Source organism: Asanoa ishikariensis, from assembly GCF_900107455.1.
Taxonomy (GTDB): Bacteria; Actinomycetota; Actinomycetes; order Mycobacteriales; family Micromonosporaceae; genus Asanoa; species Asanoa ishikariensis.
On sequence record NZ_FNQB01000001.1, the window covers coordinates 989,465 to 1,015,725 of the forward strand.

The 26,261-nt window shown below is 71.2% G+C and carries 22 protein-coding genes; 13 read left to right on the forward strand and 9 right to left on the reverse strand.

Translation table 11 applies throughout. The annotated features are described in order from the left end of the window. Nucleotides 1-35 precede the first annotated feature (35 nt). The gene (locus BLV39_RS04620) at nucleotides 36-3,623 is read left to right on the forward strand and encodes an AAA family ATPase (RefSeq protein WP_090787650.1); all 3,588 of its coding nucleotides are present in this window, start codon (nucleotides 36-38) and stop codon (nucleotides 3,621-3,623) included. Between the two features lie 355 nt (nucleotides 3,624-3,978). On the opposite strand, the gene BLV39_RS42155 is transcribed toward BLV39_RS04620, so the two are convergent. The 6 genes from BLV39_RS42155 to BLV39_RS04645 form a co-directional block, all read right to left on the reverse strand. Beyond that, a complete protein-coding gene (locus BLV39_RS42155; protein ID WP_143049645.1) occupies nucleotides 3,979-4,296 on the reverse strand; it encodes a hypothetical protein in 318 nt (105 codons plus the stop codon). A gap of 369 nt (nucleotides 4,297-4,665) precedes the next feature. After that, on the reverse strand, nucleotides 4,666-5,517 hold the full coding sequence (locus BLV39_RS04625) for an ABC transporter permease (protein ID WP_090787653.1): 852 nt from the start codon (nucleotides 5,515-5,517) through the stop codon (nucleotides 4,666-4,668). Next, nucleotides 5,514-6,500, reverse strand: coding sequence for an ATP-binding cassette domain-containing protein (locus tag BLV39_RS04630; RefSeq protein ID WP_090787656.1), 987 nt, complete (start codon nucleotides 6,498-6,500; stop codon nucleotides 5,514-5,516). The genes BLV39_RS04625 and BLV39_RS04630 overlap by 4 nt, the downstream gene beginning before the upstream one ends. A 25-nt stretch (nucleotides 6,501-6,525) precedes the next feature. Next, nucleotides 6,526-7,095: an NADPH-dependent FMN reductase gene (locus BLV39_RS04635; protein WP_090787659.1), complete on the reverse strand. Its 570-nt coding sequence runs from the start codon at nucleotides 7,093-7,095 to the stop codon at nucleotides 6,526-6,528. A 54-nt stretch (nucleotides 7,096-7,149) separates the two neighbouring features. Continuing rightward, nucleotides 7,150-7,476 carry an ArsR/SmtB family transcription factor gene (locus BLV39_RS04640; protein ID WP_176984772.1) on the reverse strand — a complete coding sequence of 109 codons (327 nt, stop codon included), beginning with the start codon at nucleotides 7,474-7,476 and terminating at the stop codon, nucleotides 7,150-7,152. 37 nt (nucleotides 7,477-7,513) lie between these two features. After that, nucleotides 7,514-9,136, reverse strand: a complete 1,623-nt coding sequence (locus BLV39_RS04645) for an ABC-F family ATP-binding cassette domain-containing protein (RefSeq protein WP_090787665.1) — start codon at nucleotides 9,134-9,136, stop codon at nucleotides 7,514-7,516. 80 nt (nucleotides 9,137-9,216) lie between these two features. Between BLV39_RS04645 and BLV39_RS04650 the strand changes: the two genes are divergently transcribed. The 4 genes from BLV39_RS04650 to BLV39_RS42815 all read left to right on the forward strand — a co-directional run bounded on the left by BLV39_RS04650 (nucleotide 9,217) and on the right by BLV39_RS42815 (nucleotide 11,998). After that, the gene (locus BLV39_RS04650) at nucleotides 9,217-9,969 is read left to right on the forward strand and encodes an ROK family protein (RefSeq protein ID WP_090791126.1); all 753 of its coding nucleotides are present in this window, start codon (nucleotides 9,217-9,219) and stop codon (nucleotides 9,967-9,969) included. A gap of 17 nt (nucleotides 9,970-9,986) precedes the next feature. Continuing rightward, complete coding sequence (locus BLV39_RS04655) at nucleotides 9,987-10,352, forward strand: tetratricopeptide repeat protein (RefSeq protein WP_090787669.1); 366 nt, start codon at nucleotides 9,987-9,989, stop codon at nucleotides 10,350-10,352. Continuing rightward, entirely contained in the window at nucleotides 10,349-10,603 is a 255-nt protein-coding gene (locus BLV39_RS04660; protein ID WP_090787672.1) for a Smr/MutS family protein, read from the forward strand. The genes BLV39_RS04655 and BLV39_RS04660 overlap by 4 nt, the downstream gene beginning before the upstream one ends. Before the next feature lie 78 nt (nucleotides 10,604-10,681). Next, nucleotides 10,682-11,998, forward strand: coding sequence for a hypothetical protein (locus tag BLV39_RS42815; protein WP_176984710.1), 1,317 nt, complete (start codon nucleotides 10,682-10,684; stop codon nucleotides 11,996-11,998). Nucleotides 11,999-12,054: 56 nt separating this feature from the next. Here BLV39_RS42815 and BLV39_RS04675 read toward each other — a convergent pair whose 3' ends face one another. Next, complete coding sequence (locus tag BLV39_RS04675) at nucleotides 12,055-14,448, reverse strand: M28 family peptidase (RefSeq protein ID WP_239083712.1); 2,394 nt, start codon at nucleotides 14,446-14,448, stop codon at nucleotides 12,055-12,057. Between the two features lie 167 nt (nucleotides 14,449-14,615). Between BLV39_RS04675 and BLV39_RS04680 the strand changes: the two genes are divergently transcribed. From BLV39_RS04680 to BLV39_RS04710, 7 genes are all read left to right on the forward strand, one after another. After that, a complete protein-coding gene (locus tag BLV39_RS04680; RefSeq protein WP_090791129.1) occupies nucleotides 14,616-15,809 on the forward strand; it encodes a PP2C family protein-serine/threonine phosphatase in 1,194 nt (397 codons plus the stop codon). Then, entirely contained in the window at nucleotides 15,806-17,425 is a 1,620-nt protein-coding gene (locus tag BLV39_RS04685; protein ID WP_090787681.1) for a sensor histidine kinase, read from the forward strand. Before BLV39_RS04680 ends, BLV39_RS04685 begins: the two co-directional genes overlap by 4 nt. After that, the gene (locus BLV39_RS04690; RefSeq protein ID WP_090787684.1) at nucleotides 17,422-17,874 is read left to right on the forward strand and encodes a response regulator; all 453 of its coding nucleotides are present in this window, start codon (nucleotides 17,422-17,424) and stop codon (nucleotides 17,872-17,874) included. The genes BLV39_RS04685 and BLV39_RS04690 overlap by 4 nt, the downstream gene beginning before the upstream one ends. A 10-nt stretch (nucleotides 17,875-17,884) precedes the next feature. Further along, the gene (locus BLV39_RS04695; RefSeq protein WP_090791131.1) at nucleotides 17,885-18,691 is read left to right on the forward strand and encodes an inositol monophosphatase family protein; all 807 of its coding nucleotides are present in this window, start codon (nucleotides 17,885-17,887) and stop codon (nucleotides 18,689-18,691) included. Nucleotides 18,692-18,838: 147 nt separating this feature from the next. Beyond that, nucleotides 18,839-19,819: a coiled-coil domain-containing protein gene (locus BLV39_RS04700; protein WP_483294848.1), complete on the forward strand. Its 981-nt coding sequence runs from the start codon at nucleotides 18,839-18,841 to the stop codon at nucleotides 19,817-19,819. A gap of 18 nt (nucleotides 19,820-19,837) precedes the next feature. Then, nucleotides 19,838-21,379 (forward strand): fused MFS/spermidine synthase, encoded by a 1,542-nt coding sequence (locus BLV39_RS04705; protein ID WP_090787690.1) that lies wholly within the window; start codon nucleotides 19,838-19,840, stop codon nucleotides 21,377-21,379. 45 nt (nucleotides 21,380-21,424) lie between these two features. Continuing rightward, nucleotides 21,425-22,993, forward strand: a complete 1,569-nt coding sequence (locus tag BLV39_RS04710; RefSeq protein WP_090787693.1) for a serine/threonine-protein kinase — start codon at nucleotides 21,425-21,427, stop codon at nucleotides 22,991-22,993. On the opposite strand, the gene BLV39_RS04715 is transcribed toward BLV39_RS04710, so the two are convergent. Further along, entirely contained in the window at nucleotides 22,990-23,658 is a 669-nt protein-coding gene (locus BLV39_RS04715; protein ID WP_090787696.1) for a potassium channel family protein, read from the reverse strand. The genes BLV39_RS04710 and BLV39_RS04715 overlap by 4 nt on opposite strands. Further along, a complete protein-coding gene (locus tag BLV39_RS04720) occupies nucleotides 23,651-24,985 on the reverse strand; it encodes a TrkH family potassium uptake protein (RefSeq protein ID WP_090787699.1) in 1,335 nt (444 codons plus the stop codon). Before BLV39_RS04720 ends, BLV39_RS04715 begins: the two co-directional genes overlap by 8 nt. 68 nt (nucleotides 24,986-25,053) lie before the next feature. On the opposite strand from BLV39_RS04720, the gene BLV39_RS04725 reads away from it, so the two are divergent. Then, nucleotides 25,054-26,163 (forward strand): glycerophosphodiester phosphodiesterase, encoded by a 1,110-nt coding sequence (locus tag BLV39_RS04725; protein WP_090787702.1) that lies wholly within the window; start codon nucleotides 25,054-25,056, stop codon nucleotides 26,161-26,163. Nucleotides 26,164-26,261: the final 98 nt, after the last annotated feature.

Consider the following 26,261-nt stretch of genomic DNA (forward strand, 5'->3'; position numbering starts at 1 on the left):
ATTCTGTCGGTGGGTTCCGATACCGTCTATGGGTCATGGGGACCCGGGTGGGGGAGACGGTCATCGGGCGGGAGCATCCCGCCTCGATGCTGCGCGTCGAGGTCGACCGGGTGACGGAAAGCCACGGTGGGCTGGTGCTGGTCACCGGCGAGGCCGGCATCGGCAAGACCACGCTGGTGGCCGGCGCCGTCGACGAGGCCCGGGCGCGCGGGGTGACGGTGCTCGGTGGGCGCTGCTGGGATTCGGAGAGCGCACCCGGCTACTGGCCGTGGGTGCAGGTGCTGCGCGGGCTGCGCCGGCACGCCACCCCAGACCAGTGGGCGGAGATCCAGGAGGCCGGCGGCGGCGCGCTCGCGGTGTTGCTCGGCAAGACCTCAAACCCTGACACCGAGGCATTCACGTTGTACGACGGGGTCACCGCCGCGTTGGTCGCCGCGTCCCAGCACGCGCCGGTCATGGTTGTCTTCGACGACCTGCACTGGGCCGACCCGGCCTCGCTGCGGTTGCTGGAGTTCGCGGCGCAGCACACGTGGTTCGAGCGGCTGCTGCTGGTCGGCACCTACCGTGACGTCGAGGTCGAGTCGGCCGCGCACCCGCTTCGGCCGCTGCTGCTTCCGTTGCAGGCCAAGGCGACCACGGTCACCCTGACGGGGCTCGAGCCGGCCGATGTGGGCGCGCTGATCGAGCGGGCGGCGGGTCGGGCGCCGACCGACGACGTGGTCGCCGAGGTGCACCGGCGCACCGGCGGCAACCCGTTCTTCGTCGAGCAGACCGCCCGGTTGTGGCGGGCCGACGGCTCGTTGACCGCAATACCGCCAGGTGTACGCGACGCGGTGCGCCGCCGGCTCGACCTGCTGCCGGGTTCGTTGGTCGAGTTGTTGACCGCCGGTTCGGTGCTCGGCCACGAGTTCCACCGGCAGTTGCTGGCCGCGGTCGTCGCCGAGCCGGTGCCGCAGGTCGACCGCCTGCTTGACCAAGCGATCACGGCGCGGCTGGTGGTCGGCCGGGGCGGCGGGCGGTTCGCGTTCAGTCACGACCTGGTCCGCGAGACCCTTTACGACGGGCTCTCGGACGACGCCCGCCGGGTCCGGCACGCCGCGGTGGTGCGGGCGGTCGACGAGGCGCCGGGTTTGCGCGGCCGACTGTTCCCGGCCGATCTGGCCCGCCACGCGTACGCGGCCGGCGGCGAGATCCCGTCGGCGCAGGCGGTCGACCACCTGGTGGCCGCCGCCACCGACGCCTCGGGCCGGCTCGCGCCCGAAGAGGCGCACAACCACTTCCGGCGCGCGCTGGAACGCGTCGAGGACCCGGCCCGGCGGGTGAAGCTCCACCTGGACCTCTCGATGGAGCTGTTCCACGGCCGCTCCCGCGACGACGCCTGGGCGCAGATCGAGGCCGCCGCCGAGGTCGCCCGCACGCTCGACGAGCCCTCGGTGCTGGCCCGGGTGGCACTTGTCGCCGAGCGCCACCGCGGCCCCCAGAGCAGCCGCACCGCCGTGATCGAGGCGTTGCTACGCGAGGCACACGCCCGCTACGTGGGCGGCGACGGTTCCGAGCTTTCCCGCGAGCGGTTGGTCGGCAACCTGATCGCCCGCACCGAGGCGGATGCCCGCGCCGACAACAACGACGAGGCGCTGGCGTTCAGCCTGTGGAGCCGGCACGACGCGATCTGGGGCGCGGGTTCGGCCCGGGAGCGCGCGGCCCTGATGACCGAGATGGAGACCGTCGCCACCCGCTCCGGCGACTGGCAGACAGCGGCCTTCGCAGTGTCGCTGCGCTGGGTGGCGTTGCTGGAGATGGGCGACCCGGGCTACTACGCGCAGGTGCAGGCGCTGCATGCGATGACCGAGCGGTTCGACGTCGCGATGGCCCGGCTCATGTCGACGATCGACCGCAGCATCATCGCGACCCTCCGCGGCGACTTCACCGAAGCGGCCGCCCTGCACCGAGACCTGGCCGGCTTCATCGACGGCGACCAGGACGAAAACGCCTACATGGGCCAGCACATCCGCTGGGCGCTGCTGATGCTGCGCGGCCGATTCACCGAGTCGGCCCAGCTGATCGGGACGCGGGTCGCCGCGCACCCGCCTTACTACCCGCTGGTCACCGCCCTCAACGCCGTCGCCCAGGGCGACCCCGGCCCCGGCCTGCGCCACGTGGCCGAGACCGACGCGGGAGACCGCAGCTACCAGCGCTGGATGCAGCCGCTGTTCCTGCGGCTGGTGGCGGAGCTAGCGGTGCTGACCCGCGACCCGGACCTGTGCGCCCGAGCCCGGGAGGCGTTCGAGCCTTATGCCGGCGAGTGGCTGGTGTCCCTCTACGGCTGCGATGTGAGCGGCCCGGTCGAGCTCTGGCTGGCCCGCGTCGACGCCGCCGAGGAACGGTGGGCCGAGGCGGCGGAGGGTTTCGCCCGAGCACACGCAGCGGCCGACGAGCTGGGCGCGCGGCCGTGGTCGGTCCAGGCCCGCCTCGGCCTGGCGACGGCCCGACTAGCTCAGGGCGCGGACGCGGCGGAGCTGCTGTCCGAAGTGGAGCGGGAGGCCACGGACCTCGACATGCCGCACGTGGCCGAAGAGGCTCGCACATTGGCAGCCCGGCCGCCGCGCGTCTCCGACCGGCCCGCGCCACGGGCGGGCGTCGTGCCTTCCTCCGGGCGCACTGGGGCGGGTCGAGACGGTGATGGCCCGGCGGCCTGGTCGCTGCCATGGGCGGATACCACGGTGGACGGCCCCGGCGGCTTCGCCGCCGGTCCAGGGAAGGCGGGCGCTCCCGCCGCCAACACCGGATCTGCGGTCGCACACCGCTCCCCGGGCACCGGCGGCACGCCGCTGGCAGGGGAGGACACGCTGCCAGCCGACACAGCGGTCGAACGCGCTCGTTCGGCGGGCGGGGGCGGTCTTGACGGCGCACCGGTCGACAGGGCTCTTCCCGCGGACGGCAGCGGCCGTGACGGCGCACCAGTCGACAGGGCTCGGTCCACGGGCGGCAGCGGTCTTGGCGGCGCACCGGTCGGACATGTGCGTCCCGCGGGCGGCGGCGACCATGGCGTTGCGCCGGGTGATACGGCCGGAGCATCGCCGGCCGAGTTCCGCCGGGAGGGCGACGTGTGGCGTCTGGCGTTCGCCGGTCACGTGGTGCATTTGCCGGACGCCAAGGGACTACGCGACCTCCATGAACTGCTGAGCCACCCTGGCGACGACATCGCCGTCGCGGTGCTGCTCGACCCGACGGCCGGCCCCGAGTTGTTGGCGGCGCGCCGGATGGGCGGCGACCCGGTGCTCGACGACGAGGCCAAGGCCCGCTACAAGCGCCGGCTGAGCGAGCTGGACGACGCGATCGACCTGGTCGCCCAGCGGGGCGACGAGAGCAAGCTGGCCACGCTCGACGCCGAGCGCCGCGCGTTGATCGACGAGCTCCGCGCGGCAGCCGGGCTTGGCGGCCGGACCCGCCGGCTGGGCGACGAGGCCGAACGCGCGCGAAAGACGGTGACGGCGCGAATCCGCGACACGTTGCGCAAAATCGACGAGCGACACCCGGACCTGGCCGCTCACCTTCGCGAAGCGGTCTCGACGGGTGCTACCTGCCGCTACGCACCGACCAGCACCACCACCTGGCGGCTATAGGCACCTCGGGCCGGCTTGACCGACTCGACCTGCCGCGGTCCCTTCGGCCTGGCGCCGAACGAGCACGCCAGGCCGGCTTGACCGACTCGACCTGCCGCGGTCCCCCGGCGTGGCGCCGAACAAGCACGTCAGGCCGCCTTGACCGACTCGACCTGCCGCGGTCCCCCGGCGTGGCGCCGAACAAGCACGTCAGGCCGCCTTGACCGACTCGACCTGCCGCGATGCCCCGGGCCTGGCGCCGAACAAGCACGTCAGACCGCCTTGACCGACTCGACCTGCCGCGATGCCCCGGGCCTGGCGCCAAACACGCACGCCAGGCCGGCTTGACCTGCTGGTCTCGAAGCTCTGAGCTCCGTCAGATCGCTCCTAGCAACTTCGCGGCCGCAGTCAGAAGGAAGGCGATCGCGAAGATATACATCAGGATTCGGTCGTGGGCTGCCGCGTTGGCCAGCGCCATGAAGGCGGTGGCAGGTCGGACCGGTGGGAAGGACGCAGCCTCTGATTTGGGCACCGGTTCGTCCGGCTGCGCTTCGGGTCCGGCAGCGTCAGGATCGGGCGCGCTGTGGGCTCCACCGACCGCCCCTTGTTGGCTGTGCCGCTGACGACGCCGGCTGCCACGAGGTCTCCGGCGATGGTGACTCTCGCCTGCGCTTTGCTCCTCCAGCTGCGACATCAGACGACCTTTCTCTGGGGCAGGGCAGTGGAACCGACTGTCCGGCGCGGACGGTCGGGCGCTTAAGAGACTCAGGCGTACGTGCTCTAGGGCTGGTCGGCTGCCGACGTCTTGGGGCAGGACATCAGGCCGCGAACGAAGATCATCGCCCTTTCATTTTTCGAAGGCATGAAATATTTCATGGCAACAAGAGGAGGCTACATATCACTCGAACTGGCGCCTAGATCGCGAAGTTTCGATTCACTCGAACGAGTGCTGCGTCGGTCCGGATGGGCGTTCCCAGCCGACCGGTCGGGGACAGTCGTGCTCGCAGCAAACGGAAAAGAACGGCCCCACGCCGAAGCGTGGGGCCGCCGTCGAACGAACCGACTACCGCCGGTTGTAGCGGTACATCGTGAGGAAGCCGAACACCGCCACGAAGCCGGCGCTCCAGGCGAACGTCCACATGATGCTCATGGCGTCAGGTGAGCCGGCCATCACCGAGCGGATGGCGTCGACCAGGTGCGTGATCGGGTTGACCTTGACGAAGGCCTGTAGCCAGCCCGGCATCGTGGACGGCTCGACGAAGACGTTGCTCAGGAAGGTCAGCGGGAACAGGACCAGCATGCTGACGCCCATCACCGACTTCTCGCTGCGCAGGACCAGGCCGAACATGGTCCAGACCCACGAGAACGCGAACGAGAAGACGACCAGCAGGCCGATGCCGGCGGCTACGCCCATCACGCCGCCGTCTGGGCGGAAGCCCAGGATCAGGCCCACGCTCAGGATTACCAGGGCCGCCAGGATGTAGCGGAGGACGTCGCCGAAGATCATGCCGACCAGGGCTGAGGGGCGCCAGACCGGGAGCGTACGGAAGCGGTCGAAGACACCCTTCTCAATATCGGTGTTGAGGCCTACGCCGGTGTACATCGTGATCATCACGACGCTGGTGACCATGATGCCGGGCAGGAAGAACTGCAGGTAGGCGCCCGTGCTGCCGGCCAGCGCGCCGCCGAACAGGTAGGTGAACATCAAGGTCATGATGATCGGGAAGGCGGTGACGTCGAAGAGCTGCTCGGGTACGTGCTTGATCTTCAGCATCGCCCGCCAGCCGAACGTCACCGACGCCGACCAGGCGCTCGGCCTTGGCGGTCGGGCACCGGGCGCGAGGACCGCGCCTAGGGTCTCGGGCGACGGTACGAAGACGGTCTGTAGGTCAGTGGAAGTGGCGGCGGTGCTCATCGGGCGGGCTCCATTTCAGCGGAGGGGGCAGCGGTCAGTGCCAGGAACACCTCGTCCAGGCTGGGCTGTCCGAGCGAGAAGTCGTCGACGACGATGCCCGAGGCGGCTAGCTCCGACAGCGCCCGCGCGGCCTGGGTGCTGGCTTCGAAGTCCGATCCGTCGACCCGGGCCGACAGCGAGACCGGATCGGCATCCGGCTCGACCGACGCGCCGAGCGCCCGCGCCAGCACCTCCAGCGCCTTCGGGCGGGCGCCGGCGTCGCGCAGTCGCACGTGGATGGTGCCCGAGCCGACCGACGACTTGAGCTCGCCGGGCGTGCCCTCGGCGATCACCTTGCCGTGGTCGATCACCGCGATCCGGGAGGCCAGACGGTCGGCCTCGTCGAGGTACTGGGTGGTCAGCAGGACGGTCGTGCCGTGCGCGACGACGGACCGGATGATCTCCCAGACCTGGCTGCGGCTGCGCGGATCGAGACCGGTGGTCGGCTCGTCGAGGAACAGCAGCTCAGGGGTGTTGAGGATGCTCGCCGCGATGTCGATCCGGCGCCGCATGCCACCGGAGTACTTCTTCACCTGGCGGTCGCTGGCATCGGTCAGGCCGAACGCGGCCAACAGCTCCTCGGCCCGGGCCTTCGCGGCCGGCTTGCGGTGGCCGAGCAGTCGGGCCAGCAGGATCAGGTTCTCCAGGCCGGTCAGATCCTCGTCGACCGACGCGTACTGGCCGGTCATGCTGACCTTGCCGCGGACGGCGTTGGCCTCGCGCACCACGTCGTGCCCGAACACCCGGGCAGAGCCGCCGTCGGGGCGGGTCAGCGTGGCCAGCACCCGGACGGCCGTGGTCTTGCCCGCGCCGTTCGGGCCGAGCAGGCCGTAGACGCTGCCAGCAGGCACTGACAGGTCGATGCCGTCGAGTGCGCGGGTCTCGCCGAACGTCTTCACCAACCCCGCAGCCTCGATCGCGGGGCCGGTTGGGCGGTCACTCATGATGGTTCCCTCCGTTGACAAAAGATCAAGAGACATAGGGGTGCGCGGCGCGGCCGGACCGCAGCGTGCGGCCCCACCACGAGAGCTGATCGAGCAGGACCTGAGCCGCCTGTACGGGAGACTCCCCGGCCAGAAAAGCCTCGAGATCGTCGCCGCCGTCGAGCAGGTCGACGCCGACCCAGTCGCGGACCGAGACCGCGTGCAGGGCGGTGAAGACCGTGCGGAGCTGGTCGACCGCGTGCTGCCCGGCCGAGCGGCAGCCGTACGACACGAAGCCGACTGGTTTCGCGTGCCACTCGTCGTACGCGAAGTCGATCGCCTGTTTGAGCGAGGCGGGAAAGCTGTGGTTGTACTCGGGCGTCACCACGACGAACGCGTCGGCCCGGTCGACCTCGGCGGCGAACGCCGACATCTGCGGCGTCGCCCGTGCCGGATAGCCGGCGGGAAAGGTGAACGACGCGAGGTCGACGATCGCGACCGAGAGCCCGGCACGCCCGGAGGCCTGGGCGACGAACCAGCGTGCGATCCGGTCGCCGACCCGCCCTTCGCGGGTGCTCCCGATGATCACCGCCAACCGCAGCGGCGCGTCGGTCATGGTGACCACCTCCCCTCTCACAGGAGAGGCGCGAGACGGCCCGCTAGATGAGAACTAGCGGCGCTCGCGGCGGCCGCGAGCCAGCTCCGTCTCCAGGGCGTCCAGCCGCTGGGTCCAGAACCGGCGGTAGCGCTCCAACCAGGCATCGACCTCCCGCAACGGGGTGGCGTCGACCGCGTAGAGGCGGCGGGTGCCGGCCGCGCGGACGGTGGTGAAGCCGTTGTCGCGGAGCACTCGAAGGTGTTGCGAGACGGCCGGTTGCGAGATGCCGAACTCCGCTTGGACGACCGCGCCGATCTCGCCGGCCGCGAGCTCCCCGTCGGCCAGCAACTCCAGGATCCGCCGCCGGACCGGGTCACCCAGGACGTCGAACGCGTGCACGTCTCGACTGTCTAGCAGCCGGTTATATAAGTCAAGCCTAAAGCTCGGACACGCGCCCGGCGGCCACCGCGAGGCGGCGGTTGACATGGACCGCCTCGAGCATCCGGCGGTCGTGGGTGACCAGCAGCAGCGTGCCGGGGTAGCCGTCGAGCGCCGACTCGAGCTGCTCGATCGCCGGCAGGTCGAGGTGGTTGGTCGGCTCGTCGAGCACCAGCAGGTTGACCCCGCGGGCCTGGAGCAGCGCCAGCGCGGCCCGGGTGCGCTCGCCCGGCGACAGCGTGGCGGCTGGCCGCAGGACGTGGTCGCTGCGCAGGCCGAACTTGGCCAGCAGGGTGCGGGACTCCTCCGGAGCCATCCCGGGCGTGGCCGCCCGGAACGCGTCGACCAGTGGCTCGGCGCCGACGAAGGCGCCGCGGGCCTGGTCGACCTCGCCGACGACGACGCCGGGGCCAAGGTGTGCGTCGCCGGCGTCCAGCGCCAGCCGGCCCAGCAGCGAGGCCAGGAGCGTCGACTTGCCGGAGCCGTTGGGTCCGGTGATCGCCACCCGGTCGGCCCAGTCGATCTGGAGGTCGACGGGACCGAGGGTGAACGAGCCACGTTGGACGGTGGCGCCGCGCAGGGTGGCCACGACCGCGCCGGCCCGGGGTGCGGCGGCGATGGTCATCCGCAGCTCCCACTCCTTGCGCGGCTCGTCGACCACGTCCAGGCGCTCGATCATGCGCTCGGTCTGCCGTGCCTTGGCGGCCTGCTTCTCGGTCGCCTCGGCGCGGAACTTCCGCCCGATCTTGTCGTTGTCCTTGGCCTTGCGGCGGGCGTTGCGGACGCCGTTCTCCATCCAGCCGCGCTGGGTACGCGCCCGCGCCTCCAGGTTGGCCTTCGTCTGCGCGTAGTCCTCGAAGTCGTCCCGGGCGTGCTGGCGGGCCACCTCGCGCTCGTCCAGATAGGACTGGTAGCCACCGCCGAAGTGGTTGACCTGCTGCTGGTGCAGGTCGAGCTCGAGCACGCTGGTCACGGTGCGAGCCAGGAACTCGCGGTCGTGGCTGACCAGGACGGTGCCGGCGCGCAGCCCCGTGACGAACTCCTCGAGGCGGTGCAGGCCCGCCAGGTCGAGGTCGTTGGTCGGCTCGTCGAGCAGGAAGATGTCGTAGCGGCTGAGCAACAGCGAGGCGAGGCCCGCACGGGCCGCCTGGCCACCGGAGAGCGCGGTCGTCGGCAAGTCGGCCGAGAACCCAAGATCGATTTCGTCGAGGCGCTCGTCGAGGTCGGCGCCACCGAGCGCGAGCCAACGCTCCAAAGCGGTCGTGTACGCGTCGTCGGCGCCCGGCCGCCCCTCGGTGAGCGCCTCCGTGGCTGAGTCCAGCGCTGCCTGCGCGGCCGCCACCCCGGTGCGCCGGGCCAGGAAGGCCCGGACGGTCTCGCCGGGCCGCCGGTCGGGCTCCTGCGGGAGGTAGCCGACCGTCGCGCTGGGCGGGTTGAGCGCGATGCTGCCCTGCTCGGCGGGGATCAGCCCGGCCAGCGTGCGGAGCAGGGTCGATTTGCCAGCTCCGTTGGGCCCTACAAGGCCGATCACGTCACCTGGGGCGACGACGAAGGAGAGGTCAGCGAAGAGGGCCTTGTCGCCGTGGCCGGCGGCGAGGTCCTTGGCGATCAGCGTGGTCATGGCCAGAAAAGAGTATCCAACCCTTCGTCGATCTTGCGCTCCGTTTAGTGCGACGCCGCTCCGACCGGCAGACTGAGCGGGTGGTGACGACGTTGGCCATCGACTGCGGGGGCGGTGGGATCAAGGCCTCGGTGCTCGACGAGGCGGGCACGATGCGGGCCCGGCCGTTGCGCGTGCCGACGCCGTACCCCCTGCCCACCGCGCTTTTCGTGAAGACCCTGCTCGACCTGGCCGCCCGGCTGCCCACGGCGGACCGGGTCACGGTGGGCATGCCCGGAATGATGCGACATGGCGTGGTCGTGGCGACTCCGCACTATGTGACCAGATCGGGCCCGCGTACGAAGGTCGACCCGGATCTGGTCGCCGACTGGCACGGGTTCGACGCGCAGGCGGGGCTGGCCGAGGCGTTCGGCACGCCGGTGCTGGTGCTGAACGACGCCGAGGTGCATGGTGCGGGTGTGGTCGCGGGTGCCGGACTCGAGCTCGTGATAACCCTGGGCACCGGGCTCGGCTGCGCCCTCTTCGACGGCGGGGCGCTCGCGCCGCACCTGGAATTCTCACAGGCCCCGGTGCGTTGGGGCATGAGTTACGACACGTACATCGGTGAGCACGAGCGCCGCCGGCTGGGCGACGCGTTCTGGTCCCGGCGGGTCCGCACCGTGGTCGACGGCCTGCGGCCCGTGTTTCTCTGGGACCGGCTGTACCTGGGCGGCGGCAACTCCCGGCTGGTCCGGCCGGAGCAGCTAGCTCGGATGGGTGACGACGTGGTCGTGGTGCCGAATACCGCCGGCATCCTCGGTGGTGTGCGGGCGTGGTCGCTGCGGCGACCCTGAGAAAGGTGGAGGTGGCAATGGATCTCCTGGAGGAGTACCGCCGGGCGACCCTGTTCTTCGAAGCCGGTGACCCGACGGAGGCGGTGCGGCTGCTCGAGCCGATCGTCGCGGTGGAGCCCGACAACGCGTCGGTGCGCCAGTTGCTGGCCCGCGCCTACTTCCAGACGGCCCAACTCGGCCGCGCGGAGGAGCAGTTGCGGGTGCTGGTCGACCGGGACCCGAGCGACCACTACGCCCACCACGTGCTGGGCCGCACGTTGGAGCGCCAGGGCCGCACGTCCGAGGCGTTGACCCATCTGCGGATCGCCGCGGCGATGCACGCCGAGCACCCCGACTACGCGCAGGCGCTGGTGCGGGTCGAGTCGAAGGTCAAACCCCGGTGAAGCTGAAACTGGACCTGCACGAGATCTACAACCGCGGCCACGACATCGATCGGGCGCTGCGCGGGATCATCGACGAGGCGGTGGCCAAGAAGGTCACCCTCGTCGAGATCATCCCGGGCAAGGGCTCGGGCGCGCTCAAGAAGAAGGTCCTGCGGTTCCTCGACCAGAAGGACGTCAAGCAGCTCTACCACCGGGTCGAGAAGGACTCGAAGAACTTCGGGCGGCTGTTCGTACACTTCAAGCACAAATAAGGGGAATCTCCACATTCTGGTCCTGAATCGGGCACGATCGCACCTGGGTGCGTCTCATGTCTGATTCGGGGGAACGGGATGAGGGGACGAACGCTGCGCGCGGTTTTTGCGGCGGTACTGGGATCCGGGCTGGGCGTCGCGGCGCCGACGATCGCCAGCGCGGAGATGTACGTGAACGTCCTTCCGCTGAGCGTGCCCACGACGGCCGCCGAGTTCGGCAACCAGAGATGCGTGCCGGGGCTGGGCGGAGGCCCGTACGCGGACCGCGATGTCTGGGTCTTCGACCTCCGGGGCGACCGGTCCGGTGACTTCGTCTCGCTCAGCGGGACGTTCACGACCCTGGACCAGCGGCAGGTCGGTCGCGAGGCGCCCAGCGCCGACGGTGGCGTCGACGGCACCCAGGCCTGGCTCGCGGTCGAGCGCGGCTCTCGGCTGACCGACGGGGTCGCGGCCATCACGGGTACGGCCCGCGACTTCACCATCGCGCACACCTGCCCGGCCGCGGCGGTCGGTCCGGTGATCGAGCCGGCGGCCCTCCGGGCACCGAAGCCGACGCCGAGCGTGACCCCGACACCGACACCCACACCCACCCCGACGGTGACGCCGACGCCCACGCCGACACCGACACCGACCGCCAATCAGGTTCCACACGGGACGGTCGACCCGGTCGAGCCGGACGCGAACCCCGCGCCGGTCGCTCCCGAGGCCCCGGCCGCCGGCGGCGTTGTCGACACCAGCATCTCCTCGGGCTACAGCGACGTGCCCGGCACGGTCGCGAGCGACGGCCTGCCGAACAGCGGAGGCCCGTACACGGACGGCACCGTCCTCGACAACAGCCCATCCGGGTACGACGGCGGCGCGGTCCCGAACGACCCGGGCGCGGTCCTCGGCGACGGCAGCGGCACCTTCAGCGACCCCGGCGCGGTCCTCGGCAACGACGGCGGCTTCAGCGACAACGGGAGCTACACCGACGGCGGCAGCTACAGCGACGGCGGCGGCTACAGCGACGGCGGCGGCTACAGCGGTGACAGCGGCGGTGGCGACAACGGCCTCGGCGACGCCGGTGGGGACAACGGCCTTGGCGACAGCCCCTCGGCCAGCCCCGTCGTCAACTCGCAGATCTCGCCGACGACCGGCCTCAACTACAGCGGCTTCGGTTCGAGCACCACGGCCGACATCGAGAACCTTCCCAAGGCGCTGTCCTCGATCGAGCCGGGCCCGCTCGACAGCCCCGGCCCCGCAGCGGTCACGCTGCGGTCCGAGGACGGCAGCCTCACCACGCGCGGGACCGTCCTGAGCCTGACCGCGACCGGCGCCGCCTTCGTGCTGGCCGGGCTAGCGGTGACCATGTTCCGCCGCCGCAGCCGCGTGATCGGCCGCCACCGAGCGGCCTGATCCGTCCCGCATCGGGCCCCGCCGCCGGAAAGCCGGCCGCGGGGCCTGATGCGCGCTCAGAAGGTGTACGTCTTGGCGACCAGCACGAGCTCCGAGCTGTGGCTGCCCATCACGCCGACGCCCGGCGGGCGGGGCCGGAAGCCCGGCATGTTCTCGAGCCCGTCGCTGCCGTCCTCGACCCGGACCCGGACCGGTCCACTGCCGGTCGGCCGCAGGACCAACTCCACCTCGAAGCCGTCCGCCGGCGGTGCGTGGAAGATCAGGCCGAACGACCACGGCTCGGACGCGTCCACCGGCACCGGGAAGCCGCCGACGCTGGCCTTCTCCACGGCCGCGCTCGCGCCGTCGACGTGCAGCGCGGCCAGCCGGACCGGGCGTTGCGGCACGACCTTGAGGCGCATCGTCCGGCTGCCGCCCGAGACCGAGTCGGCCACCACGGTCACCGCGGCGGCCGGAAGGCTCGCCGCCTCGGCCGGGCCGGTCAGCACCTCCGCGCCGCCGATCTCCGGGAACGTAGCCGCGAGGTCTTCCGTGGCCGACACGTAGCCGGCCGTCCAGGACTGCGGCGACGACTCGTAGCTGACCCACTTGGCCTGGCCGTCGTCGGTGTCGAGCGCGTACATGAGGTGGGTCGGCACCGGGTGGGCCGGGTCGAAGCGGTCGACCGCGAACGCGGTTCCGCCGACCGCCAGCGTGGCCACCAGCGCCAGCACCGGGACGCCGAGGCCGATCCGGCGGGCCCGCAGTGCGGTCAGCCCACGCTGGCCACCGGCCGCCGGCAGCAGCAGGTCGAGCACCGGCAGGGCGGCCAAGCCGAGCAGTGTCGCGAACAGCGCGCCCACCCCGCCCATCGCCATGCCGAGCGCCGGGAAGAGCAGCACCACGGTCGGCGCGAGGATGACCACGCCGACCGCCGCGGCCACCGTCAGCGGGACCACCGTCCACGCGTCCCGCAGCCGCAGCGCCACCAGTGCGCCGAGCGCGCCGGCCAGCGCGGGCAGGGCGGCCAGGTAGGAGCCGCCGGGGGTGAGCGCGGCCAGGACCAGGCCGAGCACGGCCAGCCAGCCCAGGCCGCCGATCGCCAGCGCGGCCGGGCCCATCCGCCGACGGAGCAGCGCGTACCAGGTGAACAGGACGGCCGTGGCCAGCAGCACGACGGTAAGGCGCCAGAGCATGGGCCGGTAAGGGTCGAGCAGCGACACGTACCCGGGGCGCAGCGCGGTGACCAGCATCCAGAGCAACTGGGCGGCCAGCGGTGCGGCGATGATCGGCACGAGGGCCAGGCCGAACCCGCCCGCGACCCGGCCCCAGGTCGCGCGGCCGCTGCGGACGGTGAGCACGGCCAACGCTGCCACCAAAAGCAGCGCGACGCCGGCCAGCGGCCAGGTCAGCCAGCCGGGATAGACGATCAGGGTGCCGGGCACGGGGAAGTACGTGGCGTCGCCGCTGGCCCGCAGCGCGCCCAGGTCGGTGGCGCCGAACGCGCGGACCAAGCCGAGTGCGTTGTCGCCGTGCTGTTGCAGCGTGCGCTTGTCGACGGAGGCCGGGGTGTCCAGCGGGGTGTGGTAGAGGGCGCCACCGTCGATGTAGGCCGAGTTGAGGCCGACGAAGTCATTGCCGAGGAACGCGGTGAAGTCCGTGTCGTTGGGCAGCAGCCGGTAGACCTCGACCGCGAACGACGTGCCGACCGGGTGCGGCGCCGACCGCGCGAACACGTCGACGAGCTTCGCGTTGTCGCGCGAGGTCTCGAACATGATCACCGGCCCGGTGCTGCCGCGGGCCTCCAGGTTGAGCGCGACACCGCCGTCCTTCGCGAGCGGGTGGTTCGCGGCGAACGCGAGCGCGCCGCACAGGCACGCCTCCTCGGCGTCGGTGAGCACGAACACCACGTTGTTGCGGGGCGGGCCGGCCTGGGTCAGCGCTCGGGCCACCTCGACCACCGACGAGGTGCCGGCACCGTCGTCGTTGCCGCCCGGGCCGACCTGCACCGAGTCGTAGTGCGCGACCAGGAACACCGTGCCGGTCGGGTCGCTGCCGGGCAGTTCCGCGACCACGTTGCGGACGTGCGCGACGGCGGCGGCACCGGAACTGCCGCTGAGGTCGCCGGCCTCGCCACCGATGGCGTCCTGCACTGTCGTGCGCAGTCCGAATCCCGACAGCGTACGCACCAGGTAGTCACGCACGGTGTCGTTGGCGGCGCTGCCCGCGACGTGCGTCCGCGCGGCGACGGTGTCGATGTGCACAGCCGCTCGCCCGGCGCTGAACTCGCCGGCGGGTGCCGATACGGGCTTCGGCGCCGGCGGGCGGATGTCGAGCAACGAGATGGCACCGATCGCGCCCAGCACCACGACGGCGACGAGAGCCGTCAGCGCCCGTCGTGGAGGACGGGCCAGCGCCCGGTCGGCGGGCACCTGGGCCGGGGTGGTCGACTCCTGAACTCCAGCGGACACCGACGCCTCCTTCGCGCAAAGTGAGAACACCTTAGATCCGCAGCGTGGCCCCTGGGCGGGTCTGCCTGGCACGGTGGGTGCACCGTGCCATACGGTTGCCTACCGCAGGGTCAGTTGAGTGGGGACAACGATCAAGCCGAGAGGGGGGTGGCGTGGCCGAGCACCGGGTGTCAGCCGTCGCGGTGCCGCCCCAGCCTGGTCAGCAACGGTCCGCCGTGCAGCGGCTGCGGGTGCTGCTCATCGAAGACGACGACGCTGACGCTTTCCTGGTCAGCGAGCTTCTCGACGAGGCCGACGCGGCCGTCGACCTGGTCAACGCGAAGAGTCTCGCCGACGCCCGCCCGCTGATGGCCGGCGCCGACTGCGTGCTGCTCGACCTCGGCCTGCCCGATGCGCAGGGCCTCGACGGGCTCCGCCAGGTGCTCGCGCAGTCCGGCGGTGCCGCGGTCTGCGTGCTCACCGGCCGGCAGGACGAGCACCTCGGCGTGGTCGCGGTCGCCGAGGGCGCCCAGGACTATCTGGTCAAGGGCCAGGTCGACGGCGTGCTGCTGACGCGCGCGCTGCGGTACGCGGTCGAACGCAAACGGGCCGACGAGGACGCGCTGCGGTTGCGCGAGGTCGAGTTGCGCCAGGCCGAGTCGGCGCGGTTGGAGCGCGGCCTGCTGCCGCGGCCGCTGATGGAGACCGACCGGATCCGGGTGCACCCCTTCTACCGTCCCGGCCGGCACGCGGCGCTGATCGGCGGCGACTTCTACGACGTCGTGCAGAGCACCCCCGACCGGGTCGACCTGATCGTCGGTGACGTCTGCGGACACGGCGCCGACGAGGCCGCGCTCGGCGTGATGCTCCGGGTCGCCTGGCGCGCGCTGGTGCTGGCCCGGGTGCCCGACGACGCCGTGCTGCCGGCGCTGGAGCAGGTGTTGATCAGCGAGCGGCGGCTGCCGGAGACGTTCACCACGGTCGCCACCGTCCGGATCGACCTGCGAGCCAACCGGGCGACGGTGCGGCTCGCCGGTCATCCGACACCCTTGCTCTTGAGCAACGGTAAGGTCGCTCCCGTACCGGCGCCCAACGGTCTCCTGCTCGGTGTCGCTCCGCGCCCGCCGCGCGTCTACGACCTGGAGTTCGACAGCGATGACTGGTCCTTGCTGATGTACACCGACGGCCTTATTGAGGGGCGCGTGGGCGCGGGTGACGAACGCCTCGACGTGCCCGGCCTGGTCGAGCTCGTCGAAGCCGGACGGGACGTGCCGCTCCCCGACCTGCCCGGCTGGCTGGTCGGCCGCGCCGAGGACGGCAACGGCGGCGCTCTCGCCGACGATGTGGCGATGCTGCTGGTCACCGCGGGCGGTGGCCGATGAGGACCTGGACGCTGCGGCGCCGGTTGGTGACGCTGACGACGTTGGTCGGTGTCGTGCTCGTGCTGATCGCGGTGGTCGCCGCCACGGTGGCCGCGCAGAACCGCAACCACCTCGACACCCTGCTCGACAAGACCGGCCCACTGCGCACCAGCGCGCAGGGGCTGCAGACAGCGTTGCTCAACCAGGAGACCGGCGTCCGCGGGTACGCCGTCAGCGGTGACCGCAACGACCTGGTGCCCTACACCGAGGGTGTCGCGGCCGAGCAGCGCCTGGTGGCGGTCATGCGCCCGCTGCTCGACGACGAGCCGGACATAGCCCGTCAGCTCGACCGGATCGAGGAGCAGGCAGCCGCGTGGCGGTCGAGCGTCGCCGAGCCCGTGGTGTCCGCACCCGACGTGGCGACCGCCCGCAGCTTCATCACCGATCAGGCGCGGCAGCGCTTCGACGAGATGCGCGCCTCGCTAGACGAGTTGCAACGGCAGATGCTCGAGCTGCGCGACACCGTGGCCGGCAAGGCCCGGGAGACCGGCAACACACTCGTGTTTCTGCTGGTGGTCGCAGCAGCGGTGATCATCGTGGCCGGCGTCGCGCTGCTGGTGTCGCTCAACCGGGTGGTGATCGGTCCGGTCACCGACCTCGCCGACCAGGTGCGCGACGTGCGCGCCGGCGACTACCAGCGGAAGATCACCGGGATCGGCCCGCCGGAGCTGAGCCGGCTCGCGGCCGACATCGACGCGATGCGAGAGCAGATCGCCGCGGACCTGAGCGAGGTCGGCGCGGCCCGCGAGCGCATCGAGTGGGTCAACGGCCAGCTCCAGCGCCAGGCCGAGGAGCTGATCCGGTCCAACCGTGACCTGGAGCAGTTCGCCTACGTCGCGTCGCACGACCTCCAGGAGCCGCTGCGCAAGGTGGCCAGCTTCTGCCAGCTCCTGCAACGCCGTTACGCCGGCCAACTCGACGAGCGCGCCGACCAGTACATCGCGTTCGCGGTCGACGGCGCACAGCGGATGCAGCGCCTGATCAACGACCTGCTCGCGTTCTCCCGGATCGGCCGGGCCACCGCCGGCTTCACCGAGATCGACCTCGACCGCGTGATGGTCCAGGTGAGCAGCCAGACCGAGAGCGCACGCGAGTACGCCGGCGGCGAGCTGGTCTTCCACGACCTGCCGACCGTGCTCGGCGAAGAGGCGCTGCTGACCAACCTGTTGACCAACCTGGTCAGCAACTCGATCAAGTTCCGCCGTCCGGGAGTCGCGCCCCGGGTCGAGGTCTCCGCTCGCCAGATCGGCGAGGAGTGGGAGATCAGCTGCGCCGACAACGGCATCGGCGTGGAGCCCGAGTTCGCCGACAAGATCTTCGTGATCTTCCAGCGGTTGCACTCCAAGGACGCGTACCCCGGCACCGGCATCGGGCTGGCCATCGCCAAGAAGATCGTCGAGTACCACGGCGGCCGGATCTGGGTCGACGTCGACGCGACCGAGGGCACGATCATCCGGTTCACCCTGCCGGTGATCGCCGACGCACCCACCGACGACGACACCCCCGAGGCGGACCAGCCCCCGGCCCAGGCCGAACCCACGCACGACACGACCGGCGTAAAGGAAGTGGCGGCATGACCGCTCCCGCTGACGGCAGGAGTCCGATCGAGGTGCTCCTGGTCGAAGACGACCCGGGCGACGTGCTCATGACGCAGGAGGCGTTCGAGGAGCACAAGCTGCGCAACCGGCTGACCGTCGTCTCCGACGGCGCGGAGGCGCTGGCTTACCTGCGCCGCCAGGGCCGGTACGCGGACGCGGTCGCCCCGGACCTGATCCTGCTCGACCTGAACCTCCCGCGGCGGGACGGCCGCGAGGTGCTGGAAGAGATCAAGAAGGACGACGAGCTCTGCCGGATCCCGGTGGTGGTGCTGACGACGTCCGCCGCGGACGAGGACATCCTGCGCAGCTACCAGCTCCACGCCAACGCCTACGTCACCAAGCCCGTGGATTTCGAACGCTTCATCTCGGTCGTACGCCAGATTGACGAGTTCTTCGTCAGTGTGGTCAAGCTCCCCCCACGCAACTAGGACAAATGTGATCGACGCACAACTCGGCAGCCAGGTCGGCGCGCTGCTGCGGCACACCGCCGCCACCGTCGTCCTTCCCTCCTACCAGCACCTCCAGGATTCGGAGATCAGCGAGAAGGGCCCGGGCGACCTGGTCACGGTCGCCGACCGCCGTTCGGAGGAGGCCCTCACCGCAGGCCTGAGCGATCTGTTGCCCGGGTCGGTCGTCGTCGGCGAGGAGGCGTACGCCGCCGACAAGTCGGTGCTCGCCCGCATCGGCGGACCGGCCCCGACGTGGATCGTCGACCCGATCGACGGCACCGCCAACTACGCCGCCGGCAGCGGGCCGTTCTGCCTGATGGTCGCGCTGGTCGACGCGCAGGGCCTGGCGGCCGCCTGGATCTACGACCCGATCGACGACCTGATGGGGTACGCCGTGGCCGGCGGCGGTGCCTTCCTCGGCGACGTGCGGGTCGAGCCGGTCGCACCGCTCCCGGCGGACCGGCTGCGCGGTGTCGCGGCCGCCACGTACTACCCGGCGAACCTGCGGGCGCGGGTGGAGGGTGGCGGCGACCGGTTGGGCGAGGTCACCAACGGCCAGCGCTGTGCCGGCCGGGAGTACCTGGACCTGCTCGCCGGTCGGCAGCAGTTCGCGATGTCCTGGCGCACCTGGCCCTGGGACCACGCGCCGGGCGCCCTGCTCGTGCGCGAGGCGGGCGGCGTCGTCCGCCGGCTCGACGGCGCGGAGTACGTGGTCGCGGCCGACCCCGGCGAGGGCCTGCTCGCGGCCATCGACGACCAGACCTGGCGGACGGTGGCCGGCGCACTCGTTCCGTGACCGTCTGTGAGCAAATCTCACGGGACGGCCCGGTCGCTCCTGATCGGGTACTCTGTCCGGCGGCCAGCGGGGGAACCATTGTGACGGAAGGGAATCCCAGTGCCTCGGACGGTTACGCGACGGCGGTGGAGTGTCCTACTCGCCGCGCTGCTCGCGGCCGTGGTGGTCGCTACCGGTGCTCCAGTCACCGGCGCGTACGCCGCGCCGACCGCACCTAAGGAAAACGACGAGAAGAAGCTTCGCGACAACCTCGAGGCCGCGGCCAAGGGCCAGGTCGAGGCACAACGCAAGCTCGACGAATCGAAGAAGCGGGCGTTCCGCCTCAACAAAGAGGTCAACGCGCTCGACACCCAGGTCGACGTCATGCGCGCCCAGGTCGGTGTGATGGCCGTCGAGTCCTACCGCACCGGTCGGCTGACCACTTTGTCCGCGCTGCTCAACAGCGCCTCACCGGACGACTTCCTGGCCCGTGCCGGCAGCCTCGAGGTGATGGCCCAGCGCGACGCCGGTGCCCTGCGCGGCTACGACGAGGCGCACGAGGCGGCGCGGCAGGCCAAGGCCCAGCTCGACGCAGAGATCCGCGAGCAGCAGAAGCAGGTCGCGACCCTCAAGAAGCGCAAGGAAGACGCCGAGCGCGCCCTCCGCAGCATCGGCGGTGGCGTGACCACCGCTGGCTACATCAACGCGAACTCGCCGGCGGCCAAAGCCGCACCGCGTAACTCCGACGGATCGTGGCCTTCGGAGTCCTGCACGATCGACGACCCGACGCCGGCCAGCGGCTGCATCACGCCGCGCACGCTGCACGCGCTGAAGGAGGCGCAGTCCGACGGGTTCAAGCGATACGCCTCGTGTCACCGTTCCGGTGGCGGTGGCGAGCACCCGAAGGGCCGGGCCTGCGACTTCTCCGCGGCGGCCGGCGGTTTCCAGGACAAGAGCGCGACCGGCGGCGACAAAACGTACGGCAACAACCTCGCGGCGTACTTCATCAAGAACGCGAACGCGCTCGGCGTGATGTACGTGATCTGGTATCGCCAGATCTGGATGCCGGGCACAGGTTGGAAGTCGTACAGCGGTGCCGGCAGTCCGGCCGCTGACCACACCAACCACGTGCACCTTTCCATGCTTTGATCCCCGTACCCTGACGCAATGGACCAGAGCACCGCGACAGCGGTCGAAGTGCCCGAACGTCGCCCACTTCCGGGTGGCCTCGCCTCGTTCCTGGTGTTCCTGGCCAGCGGCGCCGTGCTCGTCCTGGAGACGGTCGCGTTGCGGCTGGTCGGGCCCTACCTCGGCGTCACGCTCCAGGTCACCAGCTCGGTGATCGGCGTGGCGCTGGCGGCGATCGCCTACGGTGCCTGGACGGGCGGCCGGATCGCCGACAAGCGCGACCCGCGCACGCTGCTGCCGGGCGCGCTGGTGCTGGCCGGCATCGCGACCGCGGTGACCCTGCCGGTGGTCCGTTACGCGGGCGAGGCACTGCGCGGCGGCGCGGTCAGCGGCATCCTGCTGCTCACCGCGCTGGCGGTGTTCGTCCCAGCGTTCCTGCTCTCCGCGGTCACCCCGCTGGTGGTCAAGCTCCAGCTCGGCGACCTGCGCAACACCGGGCAGGTGGTCGGCAAGCTCTCCAGCATCGGCACGCTCGGCGCGGTCACCGCCACACTGGTCACCGGTTTCATCCTGGTCGCCGCGCTGCCCACCTCGGTCATCCTGATCGGGCTGGCCGTCGCGCTCGGCCTGGCCGGCCTGGGCGTCGGCTGGTACCTGCGGCGCACCGAGAAGCTCGCGCTGGCCGGCATCAGCCGGGCCGGCGCGCTGCTCGCGGTGGTCGGCCTGGCCGGCGCCGGGCTCTCCGCGGCCGCGCCCACGCCGTGTGACATCGAGACCGCGTACCACTGCGCGGCGGTCGTGCCCGACCCCGCTCGCGACGGCGGCCGCACGTTGTTCCTCAACTCGGCCCGGCACTCGTTCGTCGACCTCGACGACCCCACCTACCTGGAGTTCGCGTACACCCGCTGGCTCGGCGCGGTGACCACCGTCGTCGCGCCCGGCTCCCAGCGGATCGACGCGGTGCATCTCGGCGGCGGCGGGTTCACGATGCCGCGCTACGTCACCGCCACCCGACCGGGCTCCAGCAACGAGGTGTACGAGATCGACGGCGCGCTGGTCGACCTCGACGAGCGGGAGCTCGGCGTGCGCCAGGGTCCGGACCTGACCACGAAGGTCGGCGACGCCCGGATGCTGCTCGCGCAGCGCCCGACGGCCAGCGCCGACCTGGTGATCGGCGACGCGTTCGGCCACCTGGTCGTGCCCTGGCATCTGGCCACCCGGGAGATGGCCGCGGACATCCGCCGCGTGGTCCGGCCCGGCGGCATCTACGCGCAGAACGTCATCGACTACCCGCCGCTGCGCTTCATCAAGGCCGAGGTGGCGACCGTGCGGGCCGAGTTCCCGCACGTCGCGCTGATCGCGCCGGTGCGGTCGCTGGCCGGCGAGCAGGGTTCCAACTTCGTCATCGTGGCCTCGCCCGCGCCGCTGCCGATGGAGCAGCTCAAGCAGCGGCTGACCGAGGACGACGACGGCGGCCAGACCACCATCGTGACCGGCGAGGAACTGTCCGCGTTCGTCGGCGACGCCGAGCCGCTGACCGACGAGTACGCGCCGGTCGACCAACTCCTCGCCAATGGCTGACCGATTTCAGGTTCGAACCGCCGTCCACCGGGCAACACATTTGCCATGGGTGCGGTGGGTGGCCGCTATCGGCTGGTAGAGCGACTGGGCGCGGGCGGGATGTCCGTGGTCTGGCGCGGCTACGACGAGGTGCTGGGCCGCCAGGTCGCGGTCAAGGTGTTGGCGCCCTCGCTCGCCGCCGACCCGGCGTTCCGTGAACGGATCCGCACCGAGGCGCAGGCCGCCGCGCGGCTGAGCCACCCCCACATCACCAACGTGTACGACTACGGCGAGTCCGGCGGCGTCCCGTACGTCGTGATGGAGCTTGTCGACGGCGTGCCGCTGGCCGCCTGCGCGACGCCGATGCCGTGGCGTGACGCAGTGGGGATCTGCGCCGAGGTCGCCTCGGCACTGGCCGCCGCGCACGCCCGCGGCGTGGTCCACCGCGACGTCACGCCAAGCAACGTGCTGCTGACCGCGGCCGGCGCCAAGGTGCTCGACTTCGGCATCTCGGCCGTCGTCGGCGAGCAGGAGGTCGGCCCGGACGGCTCGCTGCTCGGCACACCGGCGTACATCGCCCCGGAGCGCCTCGACGGCGGACAGGTCGCGGCGGCCGCCGACGTCTACGGTCTCGGTCTGCTGCTCTACCGGTGCCTGGCCGGCCGGTTGCCGTGGCCGGGCCGGTCCAGCGCCGAGCTGCTGCGGTCGCACCTGTACGCGGAGCCGTTGCCGCTGCCCGACCTCGACGGCCTGCCCACCGAGGTCGCCGAGTTGTGCCTGCGCTGCCTGGCCAAGGCGCCCGGCGAGCGGCCGACGAGCGCCGAGGTGGTCGACGTGCTGGCCGGGATCACTGGACACCTGCCGCGACCCGTCTCGCCGGCGCCCGCGGGCGGTGACAGCGTCGGCAACACCACGATCCTGCCGCGGACGGACGAGCCGGCCTCCCGTGGCGTGGTTCCGGCCGCCGGCATCGCGGGGATGGCCCGACCCGGTGACCTGTTGGCCGGCCGGCGCCGCCAGGTGCTCGTCACCGCGGCGGCCGTGGTGGCGCTCGGTGTCGGGGGTGCGGCGTTCGCGACGACCCGCGGCGGCGACGAGCCGGCCGGTGCCACGACGACGACGGCGCTGGCCGCACCGGCGGCCGCGGCGGACAAGCCGGCCTGCGAGGTCCGGTACGCGCTGCGGCGTGACTCGGGCAAGGCCTTCGACGCCGACCTGACGGTCGTCAACGGGGGTCCGGCGGCCGTCAGTGACTGGTCGCTGACGTTCACCTTCCCCGGCGACCAGAAGCTGACCCGGGCCGGGTCAGCGAAGGTCGACCAGCAGGGGAGCGCGGTCGTGCTGCGCCCGGCCGCGTCGACCGAGGTGCCGGTCGGCGGGTCGGCGGGGATGCGGCTGACGGGGAGCTATGCGCGGTCGAACGCGTTCCCTGTCGAGTTCCGGCTCGACGGCGAGTTCTGTGCGCCGAGGCTGTCGACGGTCACCACGACGACCCCGACCACGAAGACTCAGACCGCGAAGACCGCCGTGCGGAAGCCGGCCGCTCCCAGCAAGCCGAAGCCGCCGAAGGCCAAGGACGAGCCGGGCGGCAAGGGACCTGGTCCCAAGAGCGGCAAGGGCCCCCACAAGCCCTAGGTCGTCGCGGCGAACTTCTGGACCTTGCCGACCGTGCCGGAGACGATCAGGGTCGCGTTCGCCGGGATGGCCATGTTCGGGGTGGCGAACTCGAAGTCCCGGCCGGGCTCTTTGACGCCCACGACGGTGACGCCGTGCTTGCCGCGCAGGCCGAGCTCGGCCAGCGTCTTGCCGACGGCCGCCTGCGGCACCCGGGTCTTGGCGATCGCGAAGTCGTCGTCGAACTCGATGAAGTCGATCATCCGGCTGGTGATCAGGTGAGCGACCCGGTCGCCCATCGCCGACTCCGGGTAGATCACTTTGTGCGCGCCGACCGAGGACAGGATCTTGCCGTGTTTGGCCGAGATGGCCTTGGCCCAGATGTGTGGCACGCCGATCTCGACGAGCGCCAGCACGGTCAGGATGCTCTGCTCCATGTGCGTGCCGATCCCGACCACCGCGTGGGTGAAGTCGGCGACGCCGAGTTGGCGCAGCGCCTCCTCGTCGGTCGAGTCGGCCTCGGCCACGTGGGTCAGCCGCTCTGACCACTCCTGCACGAGCTTGGGGTCGTTGTCGATGCCGAGCACCTCGTGACCCAGCTTCTGCAGCGACCCGGCGACCGCGCCGCCGAACCGACCGAGTCCGATCACGACGACGTTGTCGCTGCCGCCTCCGTTGTCAGCCAACGATGGGTCGCTCCTCCGCGTATCGGTACAGCCGGCGCCGGGTGTTCAGGGCGATGGCCGACCCTACCGCGATCGTCCCCACCCGGCCGATGAACATCAGCACCACCAGGATCAACTGCCCGCTGGTCGGCAGCCCCGGGGTGATCCCGGTGGACAGCCCGACCGTGGCGAAGGCCGACGTCACCTCGAACAGCGCCGCTTCGAACGATACGTTCGTGGTCGACTCCAGCAGGGCGAACGTGCCGGTCGCGACCAGGCCGACGCCGAGCAGGGCGACCGTGATCGCCTGGCGCTGCGTGGTCTCCGCGATCCGCCGCTTGCCGATCACCACGTCCGGCTCGCCGCGCAGTTCGGCCAGGATGACGTACGCCAGCAGGAAGAACGTGGTCAGTTTGATGCCACCGGCGGTGCTGGCGCTGCCGCCGCCGATGAACATGAGCGCGGTCGACAGCGCCAGCGACTCGCTGTGGAAGGCACCCACGTCGACGGTGTTGAAGCCGCCCGACCGGGTCATCGCGTCCTGGAAGAACGCGGCCAGCATCTTCTCGCCGACCCCGAGCGGGCCGAGCGTGTCGGGGTTGTTCCACTCCAGCCCGAGCAGCGAGACGAAGCCGAAGCAGAGCAGGCTGATGCCGCCCCACACGGTGAGCCGGGTGTGCGTCGACCAGGTCGACGGCCGGCCGATCTCGCGGAACAGCTCGAACAGGACCGGGAAGCCGATCCCGCCGGCGATCACCCCGATGGTCAGCGGCAGGCAGATCCAGGGGTCGCCGACGAAGCCGACCAGTGAGTCGCTGAACAGCGCGAAGCCCGCGTTGTTGAACGCCTGCACCGAGTGGAACACGCCGTACCAGGCGGCCTTGCCGACCGAGTAGTCGTACCCCAGCCAGAACCGCCCGCCGACGATCACCGCGATGACCACCTCGAAGCCCGCCATGGTCAGCGCGATCCGGCCCAGCACGGACTTCACGTCGCCGAGTCGGAGCGACGAGTCCTCGGCCTGGGCCATCAGGCGGCTGCGCAGCCCCAGTCGCTGCGACACGAGCAGCGCGAGCAACGTGGCCATGGCCATGATGCCGAAGCCGCCGATCTGGGTCAGCACGGTCAGCAGCACCTGGCCGAAGCCGGTCCAGTAGGTCGCGGTGTCGACGACCGCCAAGCCGGTCACGCAGACGGCGGAGGTCGCGGTGAACAGCGCCGTGACGAACGGTGTCCCGCCGGGCTCCACCCGTGCCGCCGGCAGCATCATCAACAGCGTGCCGATCACCACGGCGCCGAGGAACGCCAACGGCACGAGCCGGGCGGGGTGTTGCAGGGTGCGGCGCATCAGGCATTTCTTACCACGTTCACCGCGTGGCTAAGCCCCGGTCGTCGGACATCGATTGACTGCGGCGCATGCGACGACGTACTGCACTTTCCCTCACGCTCGCCGGTGCGGGTGCCATCGTGGCACCAGCCGTCCTGCCCGCCGCCGCTGCCGCCAAGGAGCGTCACGGCGACAAGGAACCGCTGGTCATCGGCCACCGCGGCGCCAGTGGCTACCGGCCCGAGCACACGCTGGAGTCCTACCGCCTGGCCGTCCGGCAGGGTGCCGACTTCATCGAGCCCGACCTCGTGTCCACCAAGGACGGCCACCTGGTCGCCCGGCACGAGAACGAGATCTCCGGTACGACCGACGTGGCCTCCCACCCGGAGTTCGCCGGTCGCCGGACCACCAAGACGATCGACGGCAACCCGATCACGGGCTGGTTCACCGAGGACTTCACGCTGGCCGAGCTGCGGACGCTGCGGGCCAAGGAGCGGCTGCCGCAGGTGCGGGTCACCAACACCGCGTTCGACGGCAAGCTGCCGATCCCGACCCTGCAGGAGGTCATCGACCTCGCCAAGGCCGAGAGCAAGCGGACCGGCCGGACGACCGGCATCTACCCGGAGACCAAGCACCCGAGCTACTTCCAGTCGATCGGGCTCGCGCTCGAGGAGCCGCTGGTCCGCGTCCTGCGCGCCAACGGGCTCACGAAGAAGAGCTCGCCGGTGATCATCCAGTCGTTCGAGACGGCCAACCTGCGCAAGCTGGCCCGGATGACCGACGTGCGGCTGGCCCAGTTGCTCGACGCGGCCGGCAAGCCGTACGACTTCGTCGTCGCCGGTGACGCGCGCACCTACCAGGACCTGGTCTCGCCGGCCAACCTCAAGTGGATCTCGTCGTACGCGGACGGCATCGGCGCCAACAAGAACCTGCTGGTGCCCCGGGACGCGACCGGCAAGCTGCTCGCGCCGACCGAGGTGATCCGCGACGCGCACCGCGTCGGGCTGGACGTGCACGCCTGGACGTTCCGCGTGGAGAACCAGTTCCTGGCCGCCGACCACCGCATCGGCACCGATCCGAACGCCCGCGGCGACATCACGGCCGAGTACGAGCTGTTCTTCTCGCTCGGTCTGGACGGTGTCTTCAGCGACCAGCCCGACACCGCGGTAGCCGCCCGCGCCGCCCGCCCGGCGCGTTAAGGAAGGGCCCCTTCTTAACGGTTTCCGCAGAGGAAGGGTCCCTTCTTAACAGCGCGTGTTAATAAGAGGCCCTTCCTTACATCTCATCGCCGTTTATA

Excerpts from the sequence above, each read along its gene's own strand:
- BLV39_RS04630 (WP_090787656.1), bottom strand. The coding sequence starts at position 6,500 with ATGAGTGACCGCCCAACCGGCCCCGCGATCGAGGCTGCGGGGTTGGTG.
- BLV39_RS42155 (WP_143049645.1), bottom strand. The coding sequence starts at position 4,296 with ATGTCGCAGCTGGAGGAGCAAAGCGCAGGCGAGAGTCACCATCGCCGG.
- BLV39_RS04645 (WP_090787665.1), bottom strand. The coding sequence starts at position 9,136 with ATGACCACGCTGATCGCCAAGGACCTCGCCGCCGGCCACGGCGACAAG.
- BLV39_RS04635 (WP_090787659.1), bottom strand. The coding sequence starts at position 7,095 with ATGACCGACGCGCCGCTGCGGTTGGCGGTGATCATCGGGAGCACCCGC.
- BLV39_RS04625 (WP_090787653.1), bottom strand. The coding sequence starts at position 5,517 with ATGAGCACCGCCGCCACTTCCACTGACCTACAGACCGTCTTCGTACCG.
- BLV39_RS04725 (WP_090787702.1), top strand. The coding sequence starts at position 25,054 with ATGCGACGACGTACTGCACTTTCCCTCACGCTCGCCGGTGCGGGTGCC.
- BLV39_RS42815 (WP_176984710.1), top strand. The coding sequence starts at position 10,682 with ATGAGGGGACGAACGCTGCGCGCGGTTTTTGCGGCGGTACTGGGATCC.
- BLV39_RS04710 (WP_090787693.1), top strand. The coding sequence starts at position 21,425 with ATGGGTGCGGTGGGTGGCCGCTATCGGCTGGTAGAGCGACTGGGCGCG.
- BLV39_RS04655 (WP_090787669.1), top strand. The coding sequence starts at position 9,987 with ATGGATCTCCTGGAGGAGTACCGCCGGGCGACCCTGTTCTTCGAAGCC.
- BLV39_RS04720 (WP_090787699.1), bottom strand. The coding sequence starts at position 24,985 with ATGCGCCGCACCCTGCAACACCCCGCCCGGCTCGTGCCGTTGGCGTTC.
- BLV39_RS04685 (WP_090787681.1), top strand. The coding sequence starts at position 15,806 with ATGAGGACCTGGACGCTGCGGCGCCGGTTGGTGACGCTGACGACGTTG.
- BLV39_RS04705 (WP_090787690.1), top strand. The coding sequence starts at position 19,838 with ATGGACCAGAGCACCGCGACAGCGGTCGAAGTGCCCGAACGTCGCCCA.
- BLV39_RS04620 (WP_090787650.1), top strand. The coding sequence starts at position 36 with ATGGGGACCCGGGTGGGGGAGACGGTCATCGGGCGGGAGCATCCCGCC.
- BLV39_RS04690 (WP_090787684.1), top strand. The coding sequence starts at position 17,422 with ATGACCGCTCCCGCTGACGGCAGGAGTCCGATCGAGGTGCTCCTGGTC.